An 18,234-nucleotide genomic window follows, 5' to 3' on the forward strand; every position below is an offset into this window, starting at 1 on the left:
GGTGCGTTGGGCGCCGCCCAACGCACCCAAACCACCCTCAGAAGTAGGCGTTGGCCGGAATCGGCGTGCCGTGCAGCAGGTTCTCGCCGATCACCCGGGCCTTGTAGGCCACCGGGTTGTGCAGCGTGATGGTGCGGATGTTGCGCCAGTGCCGGTCCAGATTGCGATGCCGGCTGGCTGCGCTGGCCCCGCCGAGTTCCAACAGGCGGGTGGCGGCCTCGGGGGCGACCGCGTCGAGGTGCACCTTGACCTTGGCCACCTTCAGCTGTGCCGCGGCGGCCAGCTCCGCATCCGGTATCCCCCGCGCGTCATACGAGTCGGTGGCCGCCCCGATGGCGTCGGCGGCATCGAGCACCGCCGCGCGCGCAATGTATGCGGTGCTGGCCAGCTCGCCCAGCAGCTTCTGGTAGAGCGGATCGTCCACCGGAGCCTCGGTCAGGGCGTGGCTGAAGCTACGGGTGCGCGAGCGCAACAGGGCGGCACCGTCGTCGACCACGGCGGCCAGTACGCCGGCGACCACGGCGTGGATGAACAGTTGCAGCGAGGCGTACTGCACGGTGGGTTGCGGGTCCGCGTCGTACGGGGTGTCGGCCAGCACCTCCTCGGCGGACACTGCCACGTTGTCGAACACGGTGGTACCGGTGCCGGTGCGGCGCTGCCCGAAGCCGTCCCAGTCGTCGATCAGCGTCACGCCCTCGCGGTCGGCGTTGACGATCACGGAGGCCACGGAGTCGTGGTCGGTGGTGCTGGTGACGGTCAGGTAGTCGGAGAACAGCGTGCCCGTGCTGTAGAACTTCTCGCCGGTCAGGCGGAACCCGCCGGACCCGTCGGGCAACAGTCGGGTGTTGAACACCAGGCTGCCCACCGCCAGGCTGCCCTTCTCACTGAACGCGTTGGCGAACAGCTTTCCGTCGGCGACCTCCCGCAGCCAGCGCAGGGCCACCGCGTCGGTGGGGTCGGCGTGCAGGGCGCGCAATCGTTCCTCGACGAACCAGAAGTGGGTGCGGAAGATGTGGGCGACGATGGGGTCGGCCTGCGCCACGTCGATGAGCGTCGAAAAGAGCTGGCGGACCGACAATCCGGGCCCGCCGAATTCCGCGGGCAGCCGGAGGGTGCCGAAACCGGCCCGCTTGAGCGCCGCGACTTGGTCGAACGGATTCTCGTCGTTGAGGTCGCGGTCCTTGGCCCCGTCCGCGATGTCGGCGAGCAGGGCGGCGAATTCTTCCGAGCCGGGCAGTGCCGGGCGCCGGATGGGTGCTTGAGTCATGCCAGGATTTCTACCGAGTCGGCCGCGGTGCGGCACTGCTTGCGCTCAGCGCGAATCCAAAGGCCCCGCCCCGCTGTCTACTATTTGCCGTAGTAGGGCGGGTACCCTGGTCCGCGTGAGGTCCGCCCCTTCGACGGCTTCTCGTCTGCACGGTGTTTCCGTGGCCGCGTGCTCGGCCACGGTGGCCGTTGCTGCCCACGGCGCGGCGGGAGGTCGGCCGCCGAGCGGGGCCGGGTTGATGCTGCTCCTCGCAACCGCCGCGACGGTGGGCGCGATCTCGGCGGCCCATCGCACCGCGACGGCTCCGCGGCTGCGGTTGCTGGGCTTCCTGGGCCTCGGACAATTCTTCGGCCACGTGGCGCTGAGCGTCGGCGGTGCCCACGCCCACGCCGACGCCGCGGTGCCGACCGCGCCGATGCTGACGGCGCACGTGCTGGCCACCGTGCTGTGCGCGGCGCTGATCCTGCTGTCCGAACAGCTCTGCCGCGTGCTCGACTCGGTGTTGCGGCACGCCGGCACCGCTGCGGTGGCGGCCCTCGACCGCGGCGGCCTCGGCAGTCCCTCCTACCGGTTTGCGCTGACGGCGGAAGTGTTGGCGTCCGGCACCGGAAACCGTGGCCCACCGGCGGTCCCGCTGGCCGCCTGATCGCTCACCTCGGGGTGCAGCCCGATCGGGCGTTCCGGTCGTGCTGATTCACCGCCGCTGCCCGATGCAGCCGCGGTTTCTCGCGTCACCCGGTGACGCGCCCCTACCACGAAGGTGAGCCATTGATGAATTCTGTTGCGTTGCTTCGCACGTTGGCCGTCACGGCGGTGTCCGCGACCGCGCTGCTGGGGATAGGTTGCTCCACATCGGAGACCAAGACCCAGGCCCAGTCGATCACCGTCCAGGACGCCTGGGTCAAGGCCGTCGACGCCGACATGACATCGGCGTTCGCGCGCCTGACCAACGACGGCGGCGCCGATGCGCGGTTGCTGTCGGCGACCTCGCCGGTCAGCGGTGAGGTGGAGATCCACGAGGTGATCGACGGTCGGATGCAGACCAAGGACGACGGACTGCTGATCCCGGCCGGGGGTGTGGCCGAACTGCATCCGGGCGCCGATCACCTCATGCTGATGGACCTGCGTGAACCGCTCACGCCCGGGAGCGACGTGGAGATCCTCGCCACGTTCGAAGACGGGTCCCAGCTGCCGATCACCGCGCAGGTCCGCGATTTCGCGGGCGCGGAGGAGGACTACGGGCCGGACCCGCACGCGGGTCATGGGGCGGACGCGCACCCCGATCACGGAGCGGAGTCCCATGGCTGAGTTGAGCCGGCGCCGCTTGTTGGGTGCCGGTGCACTGGTCGCGGGCAGCGCCGGTGCCGCCGCGGTCGTCGGGCCCCGTCTGGTGTCCGGCGCCGCGGCGGTCGGTGATCCTGCCGTCGAGCCGTTCTACGGTCCGCATCAGGGCGGCATCGCCACCGTGCCGCAGGGCTACGCCACGCTGATGGCGTTCGACCTGCGACCCGATCACCGCACCGCCGCCAGTCTGCGGTCGATCATGAAGTTGTGGACCGCCGACGCCGCCCGGCTGACGCAGGGCCTGCCGGCCATCGCCGACACCGAGCCGGAGTTGGCGACCAGCCCGGCTCGGCTGACCGTCACCGTCGGCTACGGACCCACCCTGTTCGACGCGCTGCGGATGACCGGGGCGCGCCCGGCCACGCTGCGCGAGCTGCCGGCGTTCTCGGTGGACCGGCTGGAGCCGCGGTGGGGCGGTGCGCATCTGCTGGTGCAGCTGTGCGCGGACAGTCCGTTGCCGATCAGCCATGCCGCCCGGGTGTTGACGAAGAACGTCCGCTCGATGGCCACGGTCCGATGGATTCAGCGCGGTTTCCGCGAACCGATGCGGCCCGAGGAGCCGGGCGGTTCGATGCGCAACCTGATGGGCCAGGTGGACGGCACGGTCAACCTGGCGGAATCGCAGTTCGATCGGTTCGTGTGGGACGGCGGTGAGGACCAGCCGTGGTTCGCCGGCGGCACCATCATGGTGGTGCGCCGGATCCGCGCGGAGCTGGACACCTGGGATCAGCTCGGCCGCGACACCAAGGAACTGGTTGTCGGGCGCACGCTGGACTCGGGTGCCCCGCTGACGGGGCAACGGGAATCCGACGAACCGGACTTCGACGCCCACGTCGGCGGCATCCCGGTGATCCCGCCGAACTCCCACATCGCCCGCGCGCGTCACCACGTGGACAGCGAGCAGTTCCTGCGCCGGCCCTACAACTACGACGACCCGCCGCCGGCCGGGCAGATCAGCGATTCGGGGCTGCTGTTCCTGGCCTTCCAGCGGGATCCGGCGACCCAGTTCGTTCCGGTGCAGCAACGGATTTCCGACGGCGACGCGCTCAACGAGTGGGTCACCCCGGTCGGCTCGGCGACGTTCGCCATGCTGCCCGGCGTGCGCGACGGCGAGTATCTGGGCCAACCGTTCCTCGATGCGGTGTAACCGGAGACGGACGGGTGCACTGGTTCCGGGGGCGGGCGGCCGAACTTCCCGCGCGCGCCGCGGAACTCGATGCAGTACGGGCGAATCGGTCGATGCGGCTGCTGGTCGGCCTGCTCGAGACCGCCGCAACACTGGAGGCCGCCCTGCCCGCCTCGCAGCGGGCGCCCGGCTCTATTGCATGAAACCGATTGTCGTGTAGTCGATGTCGCCGAGGCCGGCGGCACCGAAGTTGGCCAGGTTGCTGCGCACCGCGACGTTGCCCGCCGACTGCGTCATGGGCAGGCTGAAGCCCTCGGCCCAGATCAGCTCGTCGAGTTCGTTGGCCAGCTCGCGCGCCCGGTCCGGGTCCAGCTCGGTGAGCGTCTCCTCGATCTTCGCGTCGATCTCCGGGGAACCGATCTTGCCGAAGTTGCTCTCGCCGGTGGACTTGTAGATCTGGGTCAGCCCCGCGAACGGGAAGGCGTCGCCGACCCAGGAGAACTGTGCGATGTCGAAGTTGCCCACGGTGATCCAGTCGGTGAAGAGCCCGCCGCCGCCCTTGGCCTCGATCTCCAGCTTGACGCCGATCTGCGCGAGGTTGTTCTGGGCGATCTGGGCGAATTGCTTGGTGCTGGCCGCGTCGTAGAGCACGTCGCGGATCACCAACTGCCGCCCGTCCTTTTCGCGGAACTGGCCGTTGAGCTTCCAGCCCAGCTCGTCGAGTTCGCGGGCCGCCGCTTCGGGGTCGTAGGCCACCACGGCGCTGTTGTCCTGGTAGCCCTTCTGTCCGGCGACGTAGATGTGGTTGTTCAGCGGCGCGGGGTCGTCGGCCAGCCCGCGCATGGTGACGTTGGCGATGGTCTGGCGGTCGATGCCCTTGGAGATCGCCCGCCGCAGCGCGGGATCCGCCAGGATCGAACCGGGCGCTCCGTTGAACGTGAAGTGGTACCAGCTGTTGCCGGGGGCGCGCCGGATCTCGATGCCGGCGGTGTTCCGGGCGATGGTCAACTCGTCCAGGGAGGCCACCCCGGCCGCGTCGATCGTGTTGTTCTGCAGCGCGGGCATCCGCGCGGCGTCGTCGAGCACCAGGTAGGTGATGGTGTCCAGGACGGGCGGGGTGCCCCACCAATCCGGATTGCGGGTCAGGGTGATCCGCTGCGCGGTGCGGTCCACGTTCGAGACCATGAACGGCCCGGCCGACGGCCCGGGACCGTTGAGCTGCCCCTTGTTGAAAACCTCAGGGTCGCGGGTCATGCTGGCGGGCAACAGCATCCCGTTGCCGGCGAACATCCCCTGCCAGTCCGCGTAGGGCCGGGCGAAGGTGATGACGGCTTGGCGGTCGTCCTCGCCGCGGGTCACCGACTCCACCCGCTCGCTGCCGTTCGGGCTGGCGAAGGCGAACGCGGGGTCCTTACCGCTGGTGGCGTGGATCTGGGCGGCGATGTCCTCCCACGTGATGGGGGTACCGTCGGTCCACACCGCGTCCGGGTTGATGGTGTAGGTGACCACCTGGGGGTCGGTTCCGGTCAGCTCGATGTCGGTGAAGTAGTCGGTGTTGACGCTGGTGGTCCCGTCCGGCGCGATCCGGAAGGCGCGCGGCAAGGTGGCGCGCAGCATGTTCGCGGCGTCGGCGACGTTGCCGTCGATGTGCAGGGTGTTGAAGTTCGGGGGGAACCCGTTGAGTGCCAGCCGCAGGTGCCCGCCCTGACGCAACGTCGCCGGATCCTGCGGGTTGAGGTCGGACGTCGCGCCGACCTCGGCGTTGCCGCCGGCCGACGGTACGTCCTGGTTCGCGCCCGAACACCCGGCGAGGATCAGCACACCCGTCATCGCCAGCGCGGCGCAGCGTCGCAACATCATGAGCACCGATGCTAACCGGCGTTCCGCCCTGCTCAGTCGGGCCACGCACCGGCGGGGCGCGTTCAGCTGCGCTTCGGGTCGGGCTGGGGGACCGCCTCGAGCAGCTTGCGGGTGTAGTCGTGACGCGGGTGCCCGAACACCTCGTCGGCGGGTCCCTGCTCGACGATCTTGCCCTTGAACATCACCGCGACGTGGTGGGCCAGATGCTTGACCACCGAAAGGTCGTGGGACACGAACAGGTAGGACAGGCCGAACTGCTGCTGCAGATCCAGCAGCAGGTTGAGGATGCCGGCCTGGATCGACACGTCCAGCGCCGAGACGGGTTCGTCGAGCGCCAGGATCTTCGGGTGCAGGGCCAGCGCGCGGGCGATGCCGATGCGCTGCTTCTGCCCGCCGGAGAACTCCGTCGGATAGCGGGCGGCGTCGGAGCGGTTCAGCCCCACCAGGGTGAGCAGTTCCGCCACCCGGTCGCCGATGGCCTGCTTGTCGTAGCCATTGGCCTGCAGGGGTTCGGCCAGCACCTCGGAGACCGGCAGCCGGGGATCGAGGGAGGCCACCGGGTCCTGGAACACCACCTGCAGGTCGCGGCGCAGTCGCCGGCGGCCGGCGCGGTCCAGGGTGGCCACGTCGGTACCGAGGACCTCGATGGTGCCGGACTGCGGGGCCGTGAGTTCCAGTACTTCGTGCAGGGTGGTGGACTTCCCGGACCCGGATTCACCGACGATCCCCAGCGTCTGCCCGGGCGGCAGCTCGAAGCTGATGCCGTCCACGGCGCGGACCTCGCCGATGGTGCGGCGCAGCACCACGCCCTTGGTCAGCCGGTAGGTCTTGGCCAGGTTCTCGACGCGGATGACCGGTGCCGTCTCGGCGTCGATGGTCGGCGCCGACGGGGGAGTGGTTGCGACGCCGTAGATCTCGGCGGCGCTGCGCCCGACGACGTCGTCGGTGAGGATGCAGGCCGCGCGATGCTCGCCGGAGCCGGAGCCGACGGCGATCAGCTCGGGTTCGGCGGCGCTGCACTCGGCAATGGCGAGCGGGCACCGCGGGGTGAACGGGCAGCCCGGCGGCAGATCCGACAGCGACGGCGGCGTGCCGGGGATCGGCACCAGGCGTGCGCCCTGCGCGGCGTCGAGCCGGGGCACCGAGCCCAGCAGGCCGGCGGTGTAGGGCATCCGGCGGTCGCGGTAGAGCACGTCGACCGGGGCGGTCTCGACGGCGCGGCCGGCGTACATCACCATCGCCCGGTCGGCGAACTCCGCGACCACGCCCAGATCGTGGGTGATGATCAGGACGCCGGCGCCGGTGACGTCGCGGGCGGTGCGCAGCACGTCGAGGATCTGGGCCTGCACGGTGACGTCGAGGGCGGTGGTGGGCTCGTCGCAGATCAGCAGGTCGGGATCGTTGGCAATCGCGATCGCGATGACGACGCGTTGCCGCTCGCCGCCGGAGAGTTCATGCGGGAAGGCCTTGGCGCGCCGCTCGGGCTGGTTGATGCCGACGAGTTCGAGCAGCTCGACCGCGCGACGGCGAGCCTGGGCCTTGGTGGCCCGGTCGCGCTGCGGGCGGTGCGCGGTGATCGCCTCGGCGATCTGTTCACCGACGGTGTATACCGGTGTCAGCGCCGACATCGGGTCCTGGAACACCGTGCCGATGGCCTTGCCGCGCACCTGCGACAGGTCGCGGTCGGGCATGCCGAGCAACTCGGTGCCGCCGAGCCGGACCGATCCCGACACCTGGGCGTATTCGGGCAGCAGACCGATGATGGCCATCGCGGTCGCCGACTTCCCGGACCCCGATTCGCCGACGACGCCGACCACCTCGCCGGGGTCGACCCGCAGGTTCACCCCGCGCACCGCGGCGACCGGTGCGGCGTCGGTGGGGTAGGTGACCGACAGGTCGGTGACCTCGAGCAGGGCGCTCACGGGCGGCCCCCGAACAGGCGCCGGCTGCGCCGGGTGCGGCGCAGGTTGCCGGAGCCCGGGTCCACGGCGTCGCGGATGCCGTCACCGATCATGTTGGCGCACAGCACGATCAGCACCAGGATTCCGGCCGGGAACAGGAACACCCAGGGGAAGGTCGTCGCCGACGGAGTGCCGGAGGCAATCAGGGTGCCCAGCGAGACGTCCGGCGGCTGCACGCCGAACCCCAGGTAGCTCAGCCCGGTTTCGGCCAGGATGGCCAAGCCGACGTTGAGCGTGGTGTCGATGATCAGGATCGACGCCACGTTGGGCAGGATGTGTCGTGAGATGATCCGGGTGTTCGACACGCCCATATACCGTGCGGCCTGGACGAATTCGCGTTCCCGCAGGCTCATCGTCATGCCGCGGACCATGCGGGAGCTGATCATCCAGCTGAACAGCGACAGCAGCACGATCAGCATCACGATGCTGCCGCTCTGTTTGACCCGCGGGGTCGCGATGGCGATCAGGATGAAGCTGGGCACCACCAGCAGCAGGTCGACGATCCACATCAGCGTGCGATCGCGCCAGCCGCCGAAGTAGCCCGCGATGGCGCCGACGGTGGCGGCGATCACCGTCGAGATGACCGCCACACACAGCCCGATCAGCAGCGATTTCTGCATGCCGCGCAGCGTCATGGCCAGCAGGTCCTGGCCGAGTGCGTTGGTGCCGAACCAGTGCTGCGGGCTCGGCGGTTGTTGCAGGGCGGTGTAGTCGAGGTCGGTGTAGGACCACGGCAGCAGCGGCGGCAGCGCGTAGCAGCCGACGAACATCACCACCAGCAGCACCAGCGACACCACCGCCGGGCCGTTGCGCAGGAAGCGGCGCAGCACCATGGTGCGTCGGGAGGCGAAGGCCGCCGCGGGTTCCGGGGCCTCGGCGGCGGTGGCGGTGGTCACGGGTTCGCTCATCCGACCCGCACCCGCGGGTCGAGGGCGGCGTAGATGACGTCGGACAGCAGTCCGGCCAGCAGGATGACGGCTCCGGAGAACACCGTGATGGCGGCGATGATGTTGGTGTCCTGGGTGGCGATGCCCTGCACCACCCACTCACCCATGCCGTGCCAGCCGAAGATCTTCTCGACGAACACCGCGCCGGTCACCAGCCCGCTGACCCCGTAGGCGAACAGCGTGGCCATCGGGATCAGCGCGGTCCGCAGGCCGTGGCGGAACAGCGCCTGGCGTTGGGTCAGGCCCTTGGCCCGCGCGGTGCGGATGAAGTCCTGGCCCAGTACGTCGAGCATGGCGTTGCGTTGATACCGGCTGTAGCCGGCCATGGCCACCAGCGCCAGCGTGAACGACGGCAGCACCAGATGCTGTAACCGGTCGACGAACATGTTCCAGCTGCCGCCCGTGGCATCGGGTGAAGTTTCCCCGGTGTATTCGAACAGTTGCACGCCGAGGATCGAGTTGATCTGCAGCGCAACGAGGATCATCAGGCTGGCGATCACGAACGTCGGCGTCGACAGCGCCAGCAGCGACAGCACCGTGATCACCCGGTCGGAGAGCCGGTACTGGCGGATCGCGCTCCAGGCGCCGATGACGACACCCAGCACCGTGCCGAACACCGAGCCGATCACCAGCAGCCGCAGGCTGACGCCGATGCGCCGGCCCAACTCTTCGGACACCGGTTGGCCGGTGACGGTGGTGCCGAAGTCACCCTGCACCGCACCGGAGACCCAGTTCGCGTAGCGCAGCGGGATGGGCTTGTCGAGGCCGAGTTCGGCGGCCTTCGCGTCGATGACGGCCTGCGGGGGCCGCGGGTTGCGCTGTTCGAGGCTGTCCAGCGGCGAGAACGCCACCGACGTCAGACAGAAGGTGAGGAACGAGGCCAGTGCCAGCAGCACGACGTAGTTGAGCAGTCGGCGCGACAGAAAACGCGTCATGCGTGTCTCCGCCTCGGCTGCATGCGCACAGCGTAGGAGATGGACCCGCGCGTCCCCCGCAACCCGGGGTTGTGTTCAGCGTGATCGAAGCGCCTGGACGGCAGCCGGGAAGCTGTTAACGTCGCCAGACATGAGCGTCACCGACGAGTACCTGGCCAACAACGCGAAGTACGCCGAAACGTTCAGCGGCCCGCTGCCGTTGCCGCCGAGCAAGCACGTCGCCGTGGTGGCGTGCATGGACGCCCGACTGGATGTGTACCGGCTGCTGGGCCTCGGCGACGGTGAGGCGCACGTCATCCGCAACGCCGGCGGTGTGGTCACCGACGACGAGATCCGCTCGTTGGCCATCAGCCAGCGGCTGCTCGGTACCCGCGAGATCATCCTGATCCACCACACCGACTGCGGCATGCTCACCTTCACCGACGACGAGTTCAAGCGGGCCATCCAGGACGAGACGGGCCTAAAGCCCGAGTGGGCACCGGAATCGTTCCCCGATGTCGAGGAAGATGTGCGGCAGTCGCTGCGACGCATCGAGGCCAGCCCCTTCGTCACGCTGCACGAGTCTCTGCGGGGGTTCGTCTTCGACGTCGCCACCGGCAAGCTCACCGAGGTCACCCTCTAGTCATAACCGCGGCGGCGCTGCCGGTCGGGTGCTCCCCGGTGATCCTGCGGTTTCGTCCGCGACGCGCCGCGCCACCCACTTGGCTCCCCCGCGATCCTGCGGTTTCGTCCGCGACGCGCCGCGCCACCCACTTGGCTCCCCGACGATCGTGCGGTTTCGTCCGCGACACGCCGCTGAGGCGGACAAATCCGCATCCTCGAGGTCATACGCGCACGCGGTGCCTCCTGGCAGAGCGGACCGCCGGCATAACCGCGGCGGCGCCGACGTTGCAATCCGGCGGGTCGGCCGCATCGACTGAGCGGATTTGTTGACGCACGGCCCGACGCCTGGCAACATACCTGGCAATAACGATAATCTTGGTCAAATCAACCAACTTTACGAGGAATGCATGAGCGCTCCAGTGGCGACCCAGCCGGCCGCGAGACAGTACGAATTGAGCCATCTGAGGTCTCTCGAGGCCGAGGCGATGCACATCATCCGCGAGGTGGCCGCCGAGTTCGAACGGCCGGTGCTGCTGTTCTCCGGCGGCAAGGACTCGATCGTCATGCTGCACCTGGCGATCAAGGCCTTCGCGCCCGGGCGGGTGCCGTTCCCGGTGATGCATGTGGACACCGGACACAACTTCGACGAGGTGATCTCCACGCGCGACGCGCTGGTGGAGAAGTACGGGCTGCGCCTGGTCGTGGCCAGCGTGCAGGAAGACATCGACGCCGGCCGCGTGGTGGACAACGGCCCGTCCCGCAACCCGCTGCAGACGGTCACCCTGTTGCGCGGCATCCGTGACAACAAGTTCGACGCCGCCTTCGGGGGCGCGCGCCGCGACGAGGAGAAGGCCCGCGCCAAGGAGCGGGTGTTCAGCTTCCGCGACGAATTCGGTCAGTGGGATCCCAAGGCGCAGCGTCCCGAGCTGTGGAACCTGTACAACGGCCGGCATCGCAAGGGTGAGCACATCCGCGTCTTCCCCTTGTCCAACTGGACCGAATACGACATCTGGGCCTACATCGGCGCGGAGAACATCACGCTGCCGGCCATCTACTTCGCCCACACCCGCCCGGTGTTCCGGCGCGACGGGATGCTGCTCGCGGTCCACGAGTTCATGCAGCCCCGCGACGACGAGGAGGTCTTCGAGACCTCGGTGCGCTTCCGCACCGTCGGCGACGTCACCTGCACCGGCTGCGTGGAGTCGACGGCGGACACGGTGGAGGCGGTGATCGCCGAGACCGCGGTGTCGCGGCTCACCGAGCGCGGCGCCACCCGCGCCGACGACCGGATCTCCGAGGCCGGAATGGAAGACCGCAAGCGACAGGGGTACTTCTGATGAGCGCCGTGGACCTCGAAGAGGGCACCACCCTGCTGCGGATCGCCACCGCCGGGTCGGTCGACGACGGCAAGTCCACCCTGATCGGCCGGCTGCTGTTCGACTCCAAGGCCGTCATGGAGGACCAGCTCGCCGCCGTCGAGCGCACCTCGGTGGAACGCGGGCATGACTACACCGACCTGTCGCTGGTCACCGACGGCCTGCGCGCCGAGCGCGAGCAGGGCATCACCATCGACGTCGCCTACCGCTACTTCGCCACGGCCAAGCGGAAATTCATCATCGCCGATACCCCGGGGCACATCCAGTACACCCGCAACATGGTGACCGGCACCTCCACGGCGCAGCTGGCCATCGTTCTGGTCGACGCCCGCCACGGGCTGCTCGAGCAGTCCCGCCGGCACGCCTTCCTGGCTTCGCTGCTGGGCGTGCAGCATGTGGTCCTCGCGGTCAACAAGATGGACCTCATCGATTGGGACCAACAGCATTTCGAGGCCATCCGCGACGAGTTCCACGCCTTCGCCGCCCGCCTGGACATCCACGATGTGACCACCATTCCGCTCTCGGCGCTCAACGGCGACAATGTGGTCACCAAGTCGGACAAGTCGCCGTGGTACGACGGCCCGGCGCTGCTGAGCCACCTCGAGGACGTGTTCATCGCCGGTGACCGCAACCTGGTGGACGTCCGCTTCCCGGTGCAGTACGTGATCCGGCCGCAGACCCACGAGCACACCGACCACCGCAGCTACGCCGGCACGGTGGCCAGTGGCGTGATGCGTCCGGGTGACGAGATCGTGGTGCTGCCGAGCGGAAAAACCAGCACCATCACCGAGATTCACGGCCCGTCGGGACTGGTGGAAGAGGCCTTCCCGCCCATGGCCGTGTCGGTGAGCCTGGCCGACGACATCGACATCAGCCGCGGCGACATGATCGCCCGGCCGAACAATCAGCCGGTGGCCAGCCAGGAATTCGACGCCACGGTGTGTTGGATGGCCGATGACTCGGCGCTGGAACCCGGCCGCGACTACGTCATCAAACACACCACCCGGACCACCCGGGTGCGGGTCGCGGGGCTCGACTACCGGCTCGACGTCAACACCCTGCACCGGGACAAGGGCGCCACCGCGCTGAAGCTCAACGAGCTGGGCCGGGTCTCGTTGCGCACCCAGGCGCCGCTGCTGCTCGACGAGTACACCCGCAACTCCACCACCGGGTCGTTCATCCTGATCGACCCGGACACCCACGTCACCGTGGCCGCCGGCATGGTCCGCGACACCCAGTCGACGGCCGCGCGCACCGCCAGCCCCAACACCGTGCGGCACGAATCGCTGGTGACGGCGCAGGACCGCCTGACCAAGGGCTGCACGCTGTGGTTCACCGGCCTGTCGGGATCGGGCAAGTCGTCGATCGCGGTGCTGGTCGAGCAGAAGCTGCTCGAACAGGGTTGCCCCGCTTACATTCTCGACGGTGACAACCTCCGCCACGGCCTCAACGCCGATCTCGGTTTCTCGATGGCCGACCGCTCCGAGAACCTGCGTCGGTTGGCGCACATCGCGACGTTGATGGCCGACGCCGGCCTGACCGTCCTGGTCCCGGCGATCAGCCCCCTGGTGGAGCACCGCGAGCTGGCCCGCCAGGTGCACGCCGAGGCCGGCGTGGATTTCTTCGAGATCTTCGTCGACACTCCGCTGGCCGACTGCGAGGCGCGCGACCCCAAGGGCCTCTACGCCAAGGCCCGCGCCGGCGAGATCACGCACTTCACCGGGATCGACAGCCCGTATCAGCGGCCCAAGAACCCGGATCTGCGGCTCACGCCCGAGCATCGTCCCGACGATCTCGCGCAGCAGGTGGTCGATCTGCTCGGTGCCGCGCGTGACTGACCATCAGTTGGCGGCCGAATTGGCCACCCGGGCGGGGGAGTTGCTGCTCGGTGTGCGCGCTGAGCTCGCCGAGGCCAGTGCGCAGGAGCGAAAGGACGCCGGGGACAAGAGATCCCACGACTTCCTGATGGCCGAGCTGGCCGCCGCCCGTCCGCAGGATGCGGTGCTGTCGGAAGAGGGCGTCGACGACCCGGCGCGGCTGCGCGCCCACCGGGTCTGGATCGTCGACCCGCTGGACGGCACCCGGGAGTTCTCCGAGCCGGGCCGCGACGACTGGGCCGTGCACGTCGCGCTGTGGGAGGACGGCGAGCTCGTCGCCGGCGCGGTGGCCCTGCCCGCTCAGCACATCACGTTGGCAACGCCGGCGACGCCCGCGGTTCCGCCGGCGCCGCAGCAACTCCGGGTGGTCGTGTCGCGGACCCGGCCCCCGGCGGTCGCGCTGGCGGTGCGGGACGCCCTCGACGGGGTGCTGGTCGAGATGGGTTCCGCCGGAGCCAAAGTGGCCTCGGTGGTGCAGGGTCGCTCCGATGTGTACGTCCACGCCGGTGGGCAGTACGAATGGGATTCCGCGGCGCCGGTCGCGGTGGCGCGGGCGGCCGGCCTGCACACCTCACGCATCGACGGTTCGCCGTTGCGGTACAACCAGTCCGGCGCCAAGTTGCCGGATCTCATCGTGTGCCGGCCCGAGCACGCCGAGGCGGTCTTGGCGGTGACCGCCGTCGGCTGACCTCAGGCCGATTCGTCGAGAAGGACGAACCGCTGCCGGTAGCTTGGTGGCATGGCCGAGCACCCCACCTTGCGCACCCTCACCGGACTTCCCGCCGAACCCGCGGGGCTGACCGCGTCCACCCTGATCCTGATCGACTGCCAGAACACCTACACCCGCGGCGTCATGGAACTCGAAGGCGTGCAGGATGCGCTGGCGGAGGCGGCCGCCATGCTGGACCGGGCGCGCACCGCCGGCATCCCGGTCATCCACATCCAGCACGACGCCGGACCGGGGTCGCCGTATGACGTGCGGGAGGAGATCGGCGCCATCGTGGACAGCGTCGCGCCCCGCGCGGGCGAGCCGGTGGTGGTGAAGAACTACCCGAATTCGTTTGTCGGGACCGACCTCGACGAGCGGCTCAAGGCCCTCGGCGCGAGCAATCTGGTGCTGACCGGATTCATGACGCACATGTGTGTCAACTCCACCGCGCGCGGTGCGTTCAATCTGGGTTACGCGCCCACGGTGGTCGGTGCGGCCACTGCCACCCGGGCGCTTCCCGGGGTGGGCGGCACCGAGGTCTCGGCCGCCGCCGTGCACGCGGCCAGCCTGGCCGCGGTGGCGGATCTGTTCGCCGTGGTGGTCCCGGACGGTGCGGCCATCCCGGACTGACCGGCGCCGAATGGCACAATTCGACAGATGCGGATGTCGGCCAAGGCGGAGTACGCCGTGCGGGCGATGGTGCAATTGGCCACCGTCGCCGCGGGCGAGCTGACCACCACCGACGACTTGGCCAAGTCGCAAGGTATTCCGCCGCAGTTCTTGGTCGACATCCTGAGTGCGTTACGGGCCGACCGGCTGGTCCGCAGTCACCGTGGCCGCGACGGCGGCTATGCCCTGGGCCGGCCCGCCGACCAGATCAGCATCGCCGACGTGCTGCGCTGCATCGACGGCCCGCTGGCCAGCGTCCGGGATATCGGTTTGGGCGATCTGCCGTACTCGGGTCCGACGGCCGCGCTGACCGACGTGTGGCGCGCGTTGCGGGCCAGCATGCGCTCGGTGCTGGAGCAGACCAGCCTCGCCGACGTCGCCGCCGGATCGCTGCCGCCGCACGTGAGTTCGCTGGCCGACGACTACCGCTCCCAGGAAACCCAGCGCGGTCACCTGCCCGCCACCTAGTCAGGTTTCGGGTCGGTCTCCTGGTCGGTGTTGCCGTACTTGGGCTTGCCCTCGTCGTCGAGCCATTCGTTGATCGCGGTGCCGGTCACGGTGTTGTGCGAGCCGGGCAGGACGGCCGTCGGCCGGTCCTCGTAAGCGCTGACCATGCGCTTGGCTTCCTTCTTGGCCGAGTCGGTGACCTCGACCTCCTCGGTGGTCGGTTCCTCGTTCATGCCTGCATGGCTGCCCGCTGGTGTGACGCACCAAACACTGAGAATTCTCAGGTGCGGGCGGCCACGATCACGCTGCCCGAGCCCACGCGCGCGGTGACCTCCGAGACGGCCTCGGCCGGATTGGCGGTGCGCGGGACACGCACCACGGCGCGGTCGCCGGAATCACCGGTGCCGGCCTGCACCAGGAACGGCCCGTCCCCGTCCAGCCCCAGCTCGACCTGCCCCTCGTCGAGGGTGGCCCGGATACGCGGCGGCGGCGGATCCTGGAAGTCCACGCTGATCCTGCCCTCGACGCCGGTGGCGGAGAAGGAATCCCGCACCGCGATCGGCGCTCGGCTGCGGATGGCGCCGCGCAGGCTGTGGATCTCGACGGTGCCGGCGGCGCCGCGCAGGTCCACCGCGCCGTTGTCGGTGCGGGCCTCCAGCCGGGTCAGGTCGGTGTCGACCATCAGCGCTCCGTAGCGCTGGGTGGTCGTCAGCGTCAGACCCTGGGAGACGCCGGGCGGCAGCACCACCTTGAGTTCGCCGCCGCGGGCCCATCGGAACCAGTGGGGCGTCTCGCCCCGCAGGGTGATGCGCGCAGTGTCGGCGGCGGTGGTGATGTCGAGGGCCTGACGGTGCCCGGCGGTGCTGACGAACCGCATCTCGACGCGCGGTTCGGTGGCGTCGTCGTCGGTGCGGATCCGGATCGCCATCGGCACATCGCCCGCGTCGATGGTGAGCATCCGCAGGTCGGCGGGCAACGGTTGCGCGTCGGCGATGATGCGGGCGCGGCCCACCCCGACCGCGAACACGGTCAGGCTGGTCAGCACGGCGACCCCGAACAGCACGGCGGCGGTGACGATGACGCCGCGGACGGTCGCGCGCTCGCCGCTGGACAGGGCAGGGGGCTGCGTTATGGTCATGGCTTCCTCCGGTCAGGTGTCCAGGTAGCGCAAAACCGCCAGGATGCGGCGGTTTTCGCTCTGGTCGGGCGCGAGGTCGAACTTGGTGAAGATCGAGGCGATGTGCTTTTCGGCGGACCCGGTCGAGATCGACAGCGTCGCCGCGATGGCCGAGTTGGACTTGCCCTCGGCCATCAATTGCACGACGTCGCGTTCGCGGTCGGTGAGGTTGTCCAGCATGTTGCGGCGTTGGGACCGCACCAGGATCTGCGCGACGACCTCGGGGTCCAGGACGGTACCGCCGCTGCCGACGGTGCCGACGGCGTCCAGGAACGCTGGGATGTCGGCGACCCGATCCTTGAGCAGGTAGCCGAAGCCGCGGGTGTCGGCGGCGATCAGTTCGGCCGCGTAGCGCTCCTCGACGTAGTGCGAGAGCACCAGCACCGCCGAATCGGGGTTCTGCCGGCGCAGCAGCGCGGCGGCGCGGATGCCCTCGTCGGTGAAGGTGGGCGGCATACGGACGTCCACGATCGCCAGGTCCGGTGCGAGTTCGTTGACCACCCGCAGCAGTTCGGTCGCGTCGGGGACGCCGGCGACCACCTCGTGGCCGGCGTCGATGAGGATGCGTTCCAGACCGGCGCGCAACAGCGCCGAGTCCTCGGCGATCACGATGCGCATGGCAACACCGCGCTGACGATGGTGGGGCCGGTGGCCGGGCTGGACACCGACAGGGTGCCGCCGGCGGCCCGGACGCGTTCGGCCAGCCCGCGCAGCCCGGTGCTGCCGGGATCGTCGGAGATCTGCGCACCGCCGCGGCCGTCGTCGAAGACCGACACGTGCAGCTGCTGGGTGGTCTCGTCGACGCGGACGGTCACCACCGCGCGGCCGGCCGCCGCGTGCTTGGCCACATTCGTCAACGCCTCGGCGACCAGGAAGTACGCCACGGCTTCCACCTCGTCGGGCAGACGACCCGGCAGCGAGACGTCCAACGATGTTGGTATGCCCGAGTTTTCGCTGCGCTGCACCACCGCGGACAGCGCGGCGTCCAGGCCGCGGTCCGACAGGATGCTCGGCGCGATGCCGCGCACCACGTCGCGCAGTTCGGACAGGGCCTGCTTGGCGTCGCCGTGCGCCTCGTCGATCAGGGCCTTGGCCGCGTTCGGGTCGGAGTCCAGCTTGGTCCGCGCCAGGCCGATGGTCATGGCCAACGACACCAGCCGCGGTTGCACGCCGTCGTGCAGGTCGCGCTCGATGCGGTGCCGCTCGGTGTGCGCCGACGACACCGCCCCTTGGCGGGCGTCGGCGAGTGCGTGGACCTGATTGCGCAGGGCCGCAGTGTCCGACGGGGCCAGCAGCCAGCGGTCGATCTGGGCGTCGACGGCGGGGGCGAAGATGAGGATCGCGAGCGCGGCGAGCAACGCGGTGCTGCCCAGCACGAACGCCAGCGGCACCGGCAGAAAGTCCACGCCGGCCGCGGCGTCGCTGCCTCGCACCGCGATGGCCGCGGCGGGGCCGAGGAAGGCGAAGGCCAGCAGGACCAGCGTGATCCCGGTCGCCAGGAAGTCGTAGAGCAGCCGGAGATAGTGGTGCGCGAAGCCCTTCCAGAACCGGGCACTGCTGAAGTCCAGCCACAGCTGATGCAGCCAGCCCACGAACCCGTCGCGGTGGGTCAGGGGGCGCGCCGGGACGGGGATCCCCATGCCGAACACCGCCTCGGAGCGACCCCGCTCGACGACGTTCACCCCGCGCATCAGATAGATGAACGCCACGGTGGCCAGCGCCGTGCCGATGATCGACGGGATCGAGGAGACGGCAACCACCATGATCGCCAACGGGATCCAGAACCACAGCACCGCGATGACGGCGTTGGTCACCATCGCGGCGGTGGGAACCACCCCGAGATGTCGGTCGCGGGCGCGCGGCGGGGCCGGAAGAACGTCGGTTGCGACTGCCATGAGTCAAACCTAGGAGGTCGAGGCCGTCGGCAACACGACGT

19 protein-coding genes are annotated in these 18,234 nt (G+C 69.5%); 10 read left to right on the plus strand and 9 right to left on the minus strand.

From position 1 onward, the window contains the following. Nucleotides 1-37 precede the first annotated feature (37 nt). A complete protein-coding gene (locus tag R2K23_RS06205; protein WP_316515239.1) occupies nt 38-1,267 on the minus strand; it encodes an acyl-CoA dehydrogenase family protein in 1,230 nt (409 codons plus the stop codon). 160 nt (nt 1,268-1,427) lie between these two features. Between R2K23_RS06205 and R2K23_RS06210 the strand changes: the two genes are divergently transcribed. The 4 genes from R2K23_RS06210 (at nt 1,428) to R2K23_RS06225 (ending at nt 3,940) form a co-directional block, all read left to right on the plus strand. Next, on the plus strand, nt 1,428-1,913 hold the full coding sequence (locus R2K23_RS06210; RefSeq protein WP_316515241.1) for a hypothetical protein: 486 nt from the start codon (nt 1,428-1,430) through the stop codon (nt 1,911-1,913). A 125-nt stretch (nt 1,914-2,038) separates the two neighbouring features. After that, nucleotides 2,039-2,575, plus strand: coding sequence for a copper chaperone PCu(A)C (locus R2K23_RS06215; protein WP_316515243.1), 537 nt, complete (start codon nt 2,039-2,041; stop codon nt 2,573-2,575). After that, nucleotides 2,568-3,758: a Dyp-type peroxidase gene (locus tag R2K23_RS06220; protein WP_316515245.1), complete on the plus strand. Its 1,191-nt coding sequence runs from the start codon at nt 2,568-2,570 to the stop codon at nt 3,756-3,758. The genes R2K23_RS06215 and R2K23_RS06220 overlap by 8 nt, the downstream gene beginning before the upstream one ends. 14 nt (nt 3,759-3,772) lie before the next feature. Further along, nucleotides 3,773-3,940: a hypothetical protein gene (locus R2K23_RS06225; protein WP_316515247.1), complete on the plus strand. Its 168-nt coding sequence runs from the start codon at nt 3,773-3,775 to the stop codon at nt 3,938-3,940. On the opposite strand, the gene R2K23_RS06230 is transcribed toward R2K23_RS06225, so the two are convergent. The 4 genes from R2K23_RS06230 to R2K23_RS06245 all read right to left on the minus strand — a co-directional run bounded on the left by R2K23_RS06230 (nt 3,930) and on the right by R2K23_RS06245 (nt 9,440). After that, complete coding sequence (locus tag R2K23_RS06230) at nt 3,930-5,597, minus strand: ABC transporter family substrate-binding protein (RefSeq protein ID WP_316515249.1); 1,668 nt, start codon at nt 5,595-5,597, stop codon at nt 3,930-3,932. The two genes, R2K23_RS06225 and R2K23_RS06230, sit on opposite strands and share 11 nt — an antisense overlap. Nucleotides 5,598-5,659: 62 nt before the next feature. Further along, nucleotides 5,660-7,519 carry an ABC transporter ATP-binding protein gene (locus R2K23_RS06235; RefSeq protein ID WP_316515252.1) on the minus strand — a complete coding sequence of 620 codons (1,860 nt, stop codon included), beginning with the start codon at nt 7,517-7,519 and terminating at the stop codon, nt 5,660-5,662. Then, nucleotides 7,516-8,466: an ABC transporter permease gene (locus R2K23_RS06240; protein ID WP_316515254.1), complete on the minus strand. Its 951-nt coding sequence runs from the start codon at nt 8,464-8,466 to the stop codon at nt 7,516-7,518. Before R2K23_RS06240 ends, R2K23_RS06235 begins: the two co-directional genes overlap by 4 nt. Then, on the minus strand, nt 8,463-9,440 hold the full coding sequence (locus R2K23_RS06245) for an ABC transporter permease (protein ID WP_316515258.1): 978 nt from the start codon (nt 9,438-9,440) through the stop codon (nt 8,463-8,465). The genes R2K23_RS06240 and R2K23_RS06245 overlap by 4 nt, the downstream gene beginning before the upstream one ends. A gap of 130 nt (nt 9,441-9,570) precedes the next feature. On the opposite strand from R2K23_RS06245, the gene R2K23_RS06250 reads away from it, so the two are divergent. The 6 genes from R2K23_RS06250 (at nt 9,571) to R2K23_RS06275 (ending at nt 15,142) form a co-directional block, all read left to right on the plus strand. Next, nucleotides 9,571-10,062 carry a beta-class carbonic anhydrase gene (locus R2K23_RS06250; protein WP_316515261.1) on the plus strand — a complete coding sequence of 164 codons (492 nt, stop codon included), beginning with the start codon at nt 9,571-9,573 and terminating at the stop codon, nt 10,060-10,062. A 388-nt stretch (nt 10,063-10,450) separates the two neighbouring features. Then, the gene (cysD, locus tag R2K23_RS06255) at nt 10,451-11,380 is read left to right on the plus strand and encodes a sulfate adenylyltransferase subunit CysD (protein WP_316515264.1); all 930 of its coding nucleotides are present in this window, start codon (nt 10,451-10,453) and stop codon (nt 11,378-11,380) included. Further along, entirely contained in the window at nt 11,380-13,257 is a 1,878-nt protein-coding gene (gene cysN, locus R2K23_RS06260; RefSeq protein WP_316515267.1) for a sulfate adenylyltransferase subunit CysN, read from the plus strand. The genes cysD and cysN overlap by 1 nt, the downstream gene beginning before the upstream one ends. After that, on the plus strand, nt 13,250-13,984 hold the full coding sequence (locus R2K23_RS06265; protein WP_316515269.1) for a 3'(2'),5'-bisphosphate nucleotidase CysQ: 735 nt from the start codon (nt 13,250-13,252) through the stop codon (nt 13,982-13,984). Before cysN ends, R2K23_RS06265 begins: the two co-directional genes overlap by 8 nt. Before the next feature lie 51 nt (nt 13,985-14,035). Next, on the plus strand, nt 14,036-14,635 hold the full coding sequence (locus tag R2K23_RS06270) for a cysteine hydrolase family protein (RefSeq protein ID WP_316515272.1): 600 nt from the start codon (nt 14,036-14,038) through the stop codon (nt 14,633-14,635). Nucleotides 14,636-14,662: 27 nt separating this feature from the next. Continuing rightward, the gene (locus tag R2K23_RS06275; protein WP_316515275.1) at nt 14,663-15,142 is read left to right on the plus strand and encodes an Rrf2 family transcriptional regulator; all 480 of its coding nucleotides are present in this window, start codon (nt 14,663-14,665) and stop codon (nt 15,140-15,142) included. Here R2K23_RS06275 and R2K23_RS06280 read toward each other — a convergent pair. From R2K23_RS06280 to R2K23_RS06295, 4 genes are read right to left on the minus strand one after another with little or no spacing between them, the layout of a single operon-like run. Further along, complete coding sequence (locus R2K23_RS06280; protein WP_316515278.1) at nt 15,139-15,354, minus strand: hypothetical protein; 216 nt, start codon at nt 15,352-15,354, stop codon at nt 15,139-15,141. The genes R2K23_RS06275 and R2K23_RS06280 overlap by 4 nt on opposite strands. A gap of 47 nt (nt 15,355-15,401) precedes the next feature. Beyond that, nucleotides 15,402-16,259: a DUF4097 family beta strand repeat-containing protein gene (locus R2K23_RS06285; RefSeq protein WP_316515281.1), complete on the minus strand. Its 858-nt coding sequence runs from the start codon at nt 16,257-16,259 to the stop codon at nt 15,402-15,404. 12 nt (nt 16,260-16,271) lie between these two features. Then, nucleotides 16,272-16,916, minus strand: a complete 645-nt coding sequence (locus R2K23_RS06290) for a response regulator transcription factor (protein WP_316515283.1) — start codon at nt 16,914-16,916, stop codon at nt 16,272-16,274. Then, nucleotides 16,904-18,193: a sensor histidine kinase gene (locus tag R2K23_RS06295; RefSeq protein ID WP_316515285.1), complete on the minus strand. Its 1,290-nt coding sequence runs from the start codon at nt 18,191-18,193 to the stop codon at nt 16,904-16,906. Before R2K23_RS06295 ends, R2K23_RS06290 begins: the two co-directional genes overlap by 13 nt. Nucleotides 18,194-18,234 lie beyond the last annotated feature (41 nt).

Source organism: Mycolicibacterium sp. MU0050, from assembly GCF_963378085.1.
Taxonomy (GTDB): Bacteria; Actinomycetota; Actinomycetes; order Mycobacteriales; family Mycobacteriaceae; genus Mycobacterium; species Mycobacterium wendilense.

Coding starts and splice junctions, on each gene's coding strand:
- R2K23_RS06245 (WP_316515258.1), bottom strand. CDS start 9,440: ATGACGCGTTTTCTGTCGCGCCGACTGCTCAACTACGTCGTGCTGCTG.
- R2K23_RS06205 (WP_316515239.1), bottom strand. CDS start 1,267: ATGACTCAAGCACCCATCCGGCGCCCGGCACTGCCCGGCTCGGAAGAA.
- R2K23_RS06230 (WP_316515249.1), bottom strand. CDS start 5,597: ATGATGTTGCGACGCTGCGCCGCGCTGGCGATGACGGGTGTGCTGATC.
- R2K23_RS06240 (WP_316515254.1), bottom strand. CDS start 8,466: ATGAGCGAACCCGTGACCACCGCCACCGCCGCCGAGGCCCCGGAACCC.
- R2K23_RS06250 (WP_316515261.1), top strand. CDS start 9,571: ATGAGCGTCACCGACGAGTACCTGGCCAACAACGCGAAGTACGCCGAA.
- cysN (WP_316515267.1), top strand. CDS start 11,380: ATGAGCGCCGTGGACCTCGAAGAGGGCACCACCCTGCTGCGGATCGCC.
- cysD (WP_316515264.1), top strand. CDS start 10,451: ATGAGCGCTCCAGTGGCGACCCAGCCGGCCGCGAGACAGTACGAATTG.
- R2K23_RS06280 (WP_316515278.1), bottom strand. CDS start 15,354: ATGAACGAGGAACCGACCACCGAGGAGGTCGAGGTCACCGACTCGGCC.
- R2K23_RS06215 (WP_316515243.1), top strand. CDS start 2,039: ATGAATTCTGTTGCGTTGCTTCGCACGTTGGCCGTCACGGCGGTGTCC.
- R2K23_RS06270 (WP_316515272.1), top strand. CDS start 14,036: ATGGCCGAGCACCCCACCTTGCGCACCCTCACCGGACTTCCCGCCGAA.
- R2K23_RS06285 (WP_316515281.1), bottom strand. CDS start 16,259: ATGACCATAACGCAGCCCCCTGCCCTGTCCAGCGGCGAGCGCGCGACC.
- R2K23_RS06290 (WP_316515283.1), bottom strand. CDS start 16,916: ATGCGCATCGTGATCGCCGAGGACTCGGCGCTGTTGCGCGCCGGTCTG.
- R2K23_RS06295 (WP_316515285.1), bottom strand. CDS start 18,193: ATGGCAGTCGCAACCGACGTTCTTCCGGCCCCGCCGCGCGCCCGCGAC.
- R2K23_RS06220 (WP_316515245.1), top strand. CDS start 2,568: ATGGCTGAGTTGAGCCGGCGCCGCTTGTTGGGTGCCGGTGCACTGGTC.
- R2K23_RS06275 (WP_316515275.1), top strand. CDS start 14,663: ATGCGGATGTCGGCCAAGGCGGAGTACGCCGTGCGGGCGATGGTGCAA.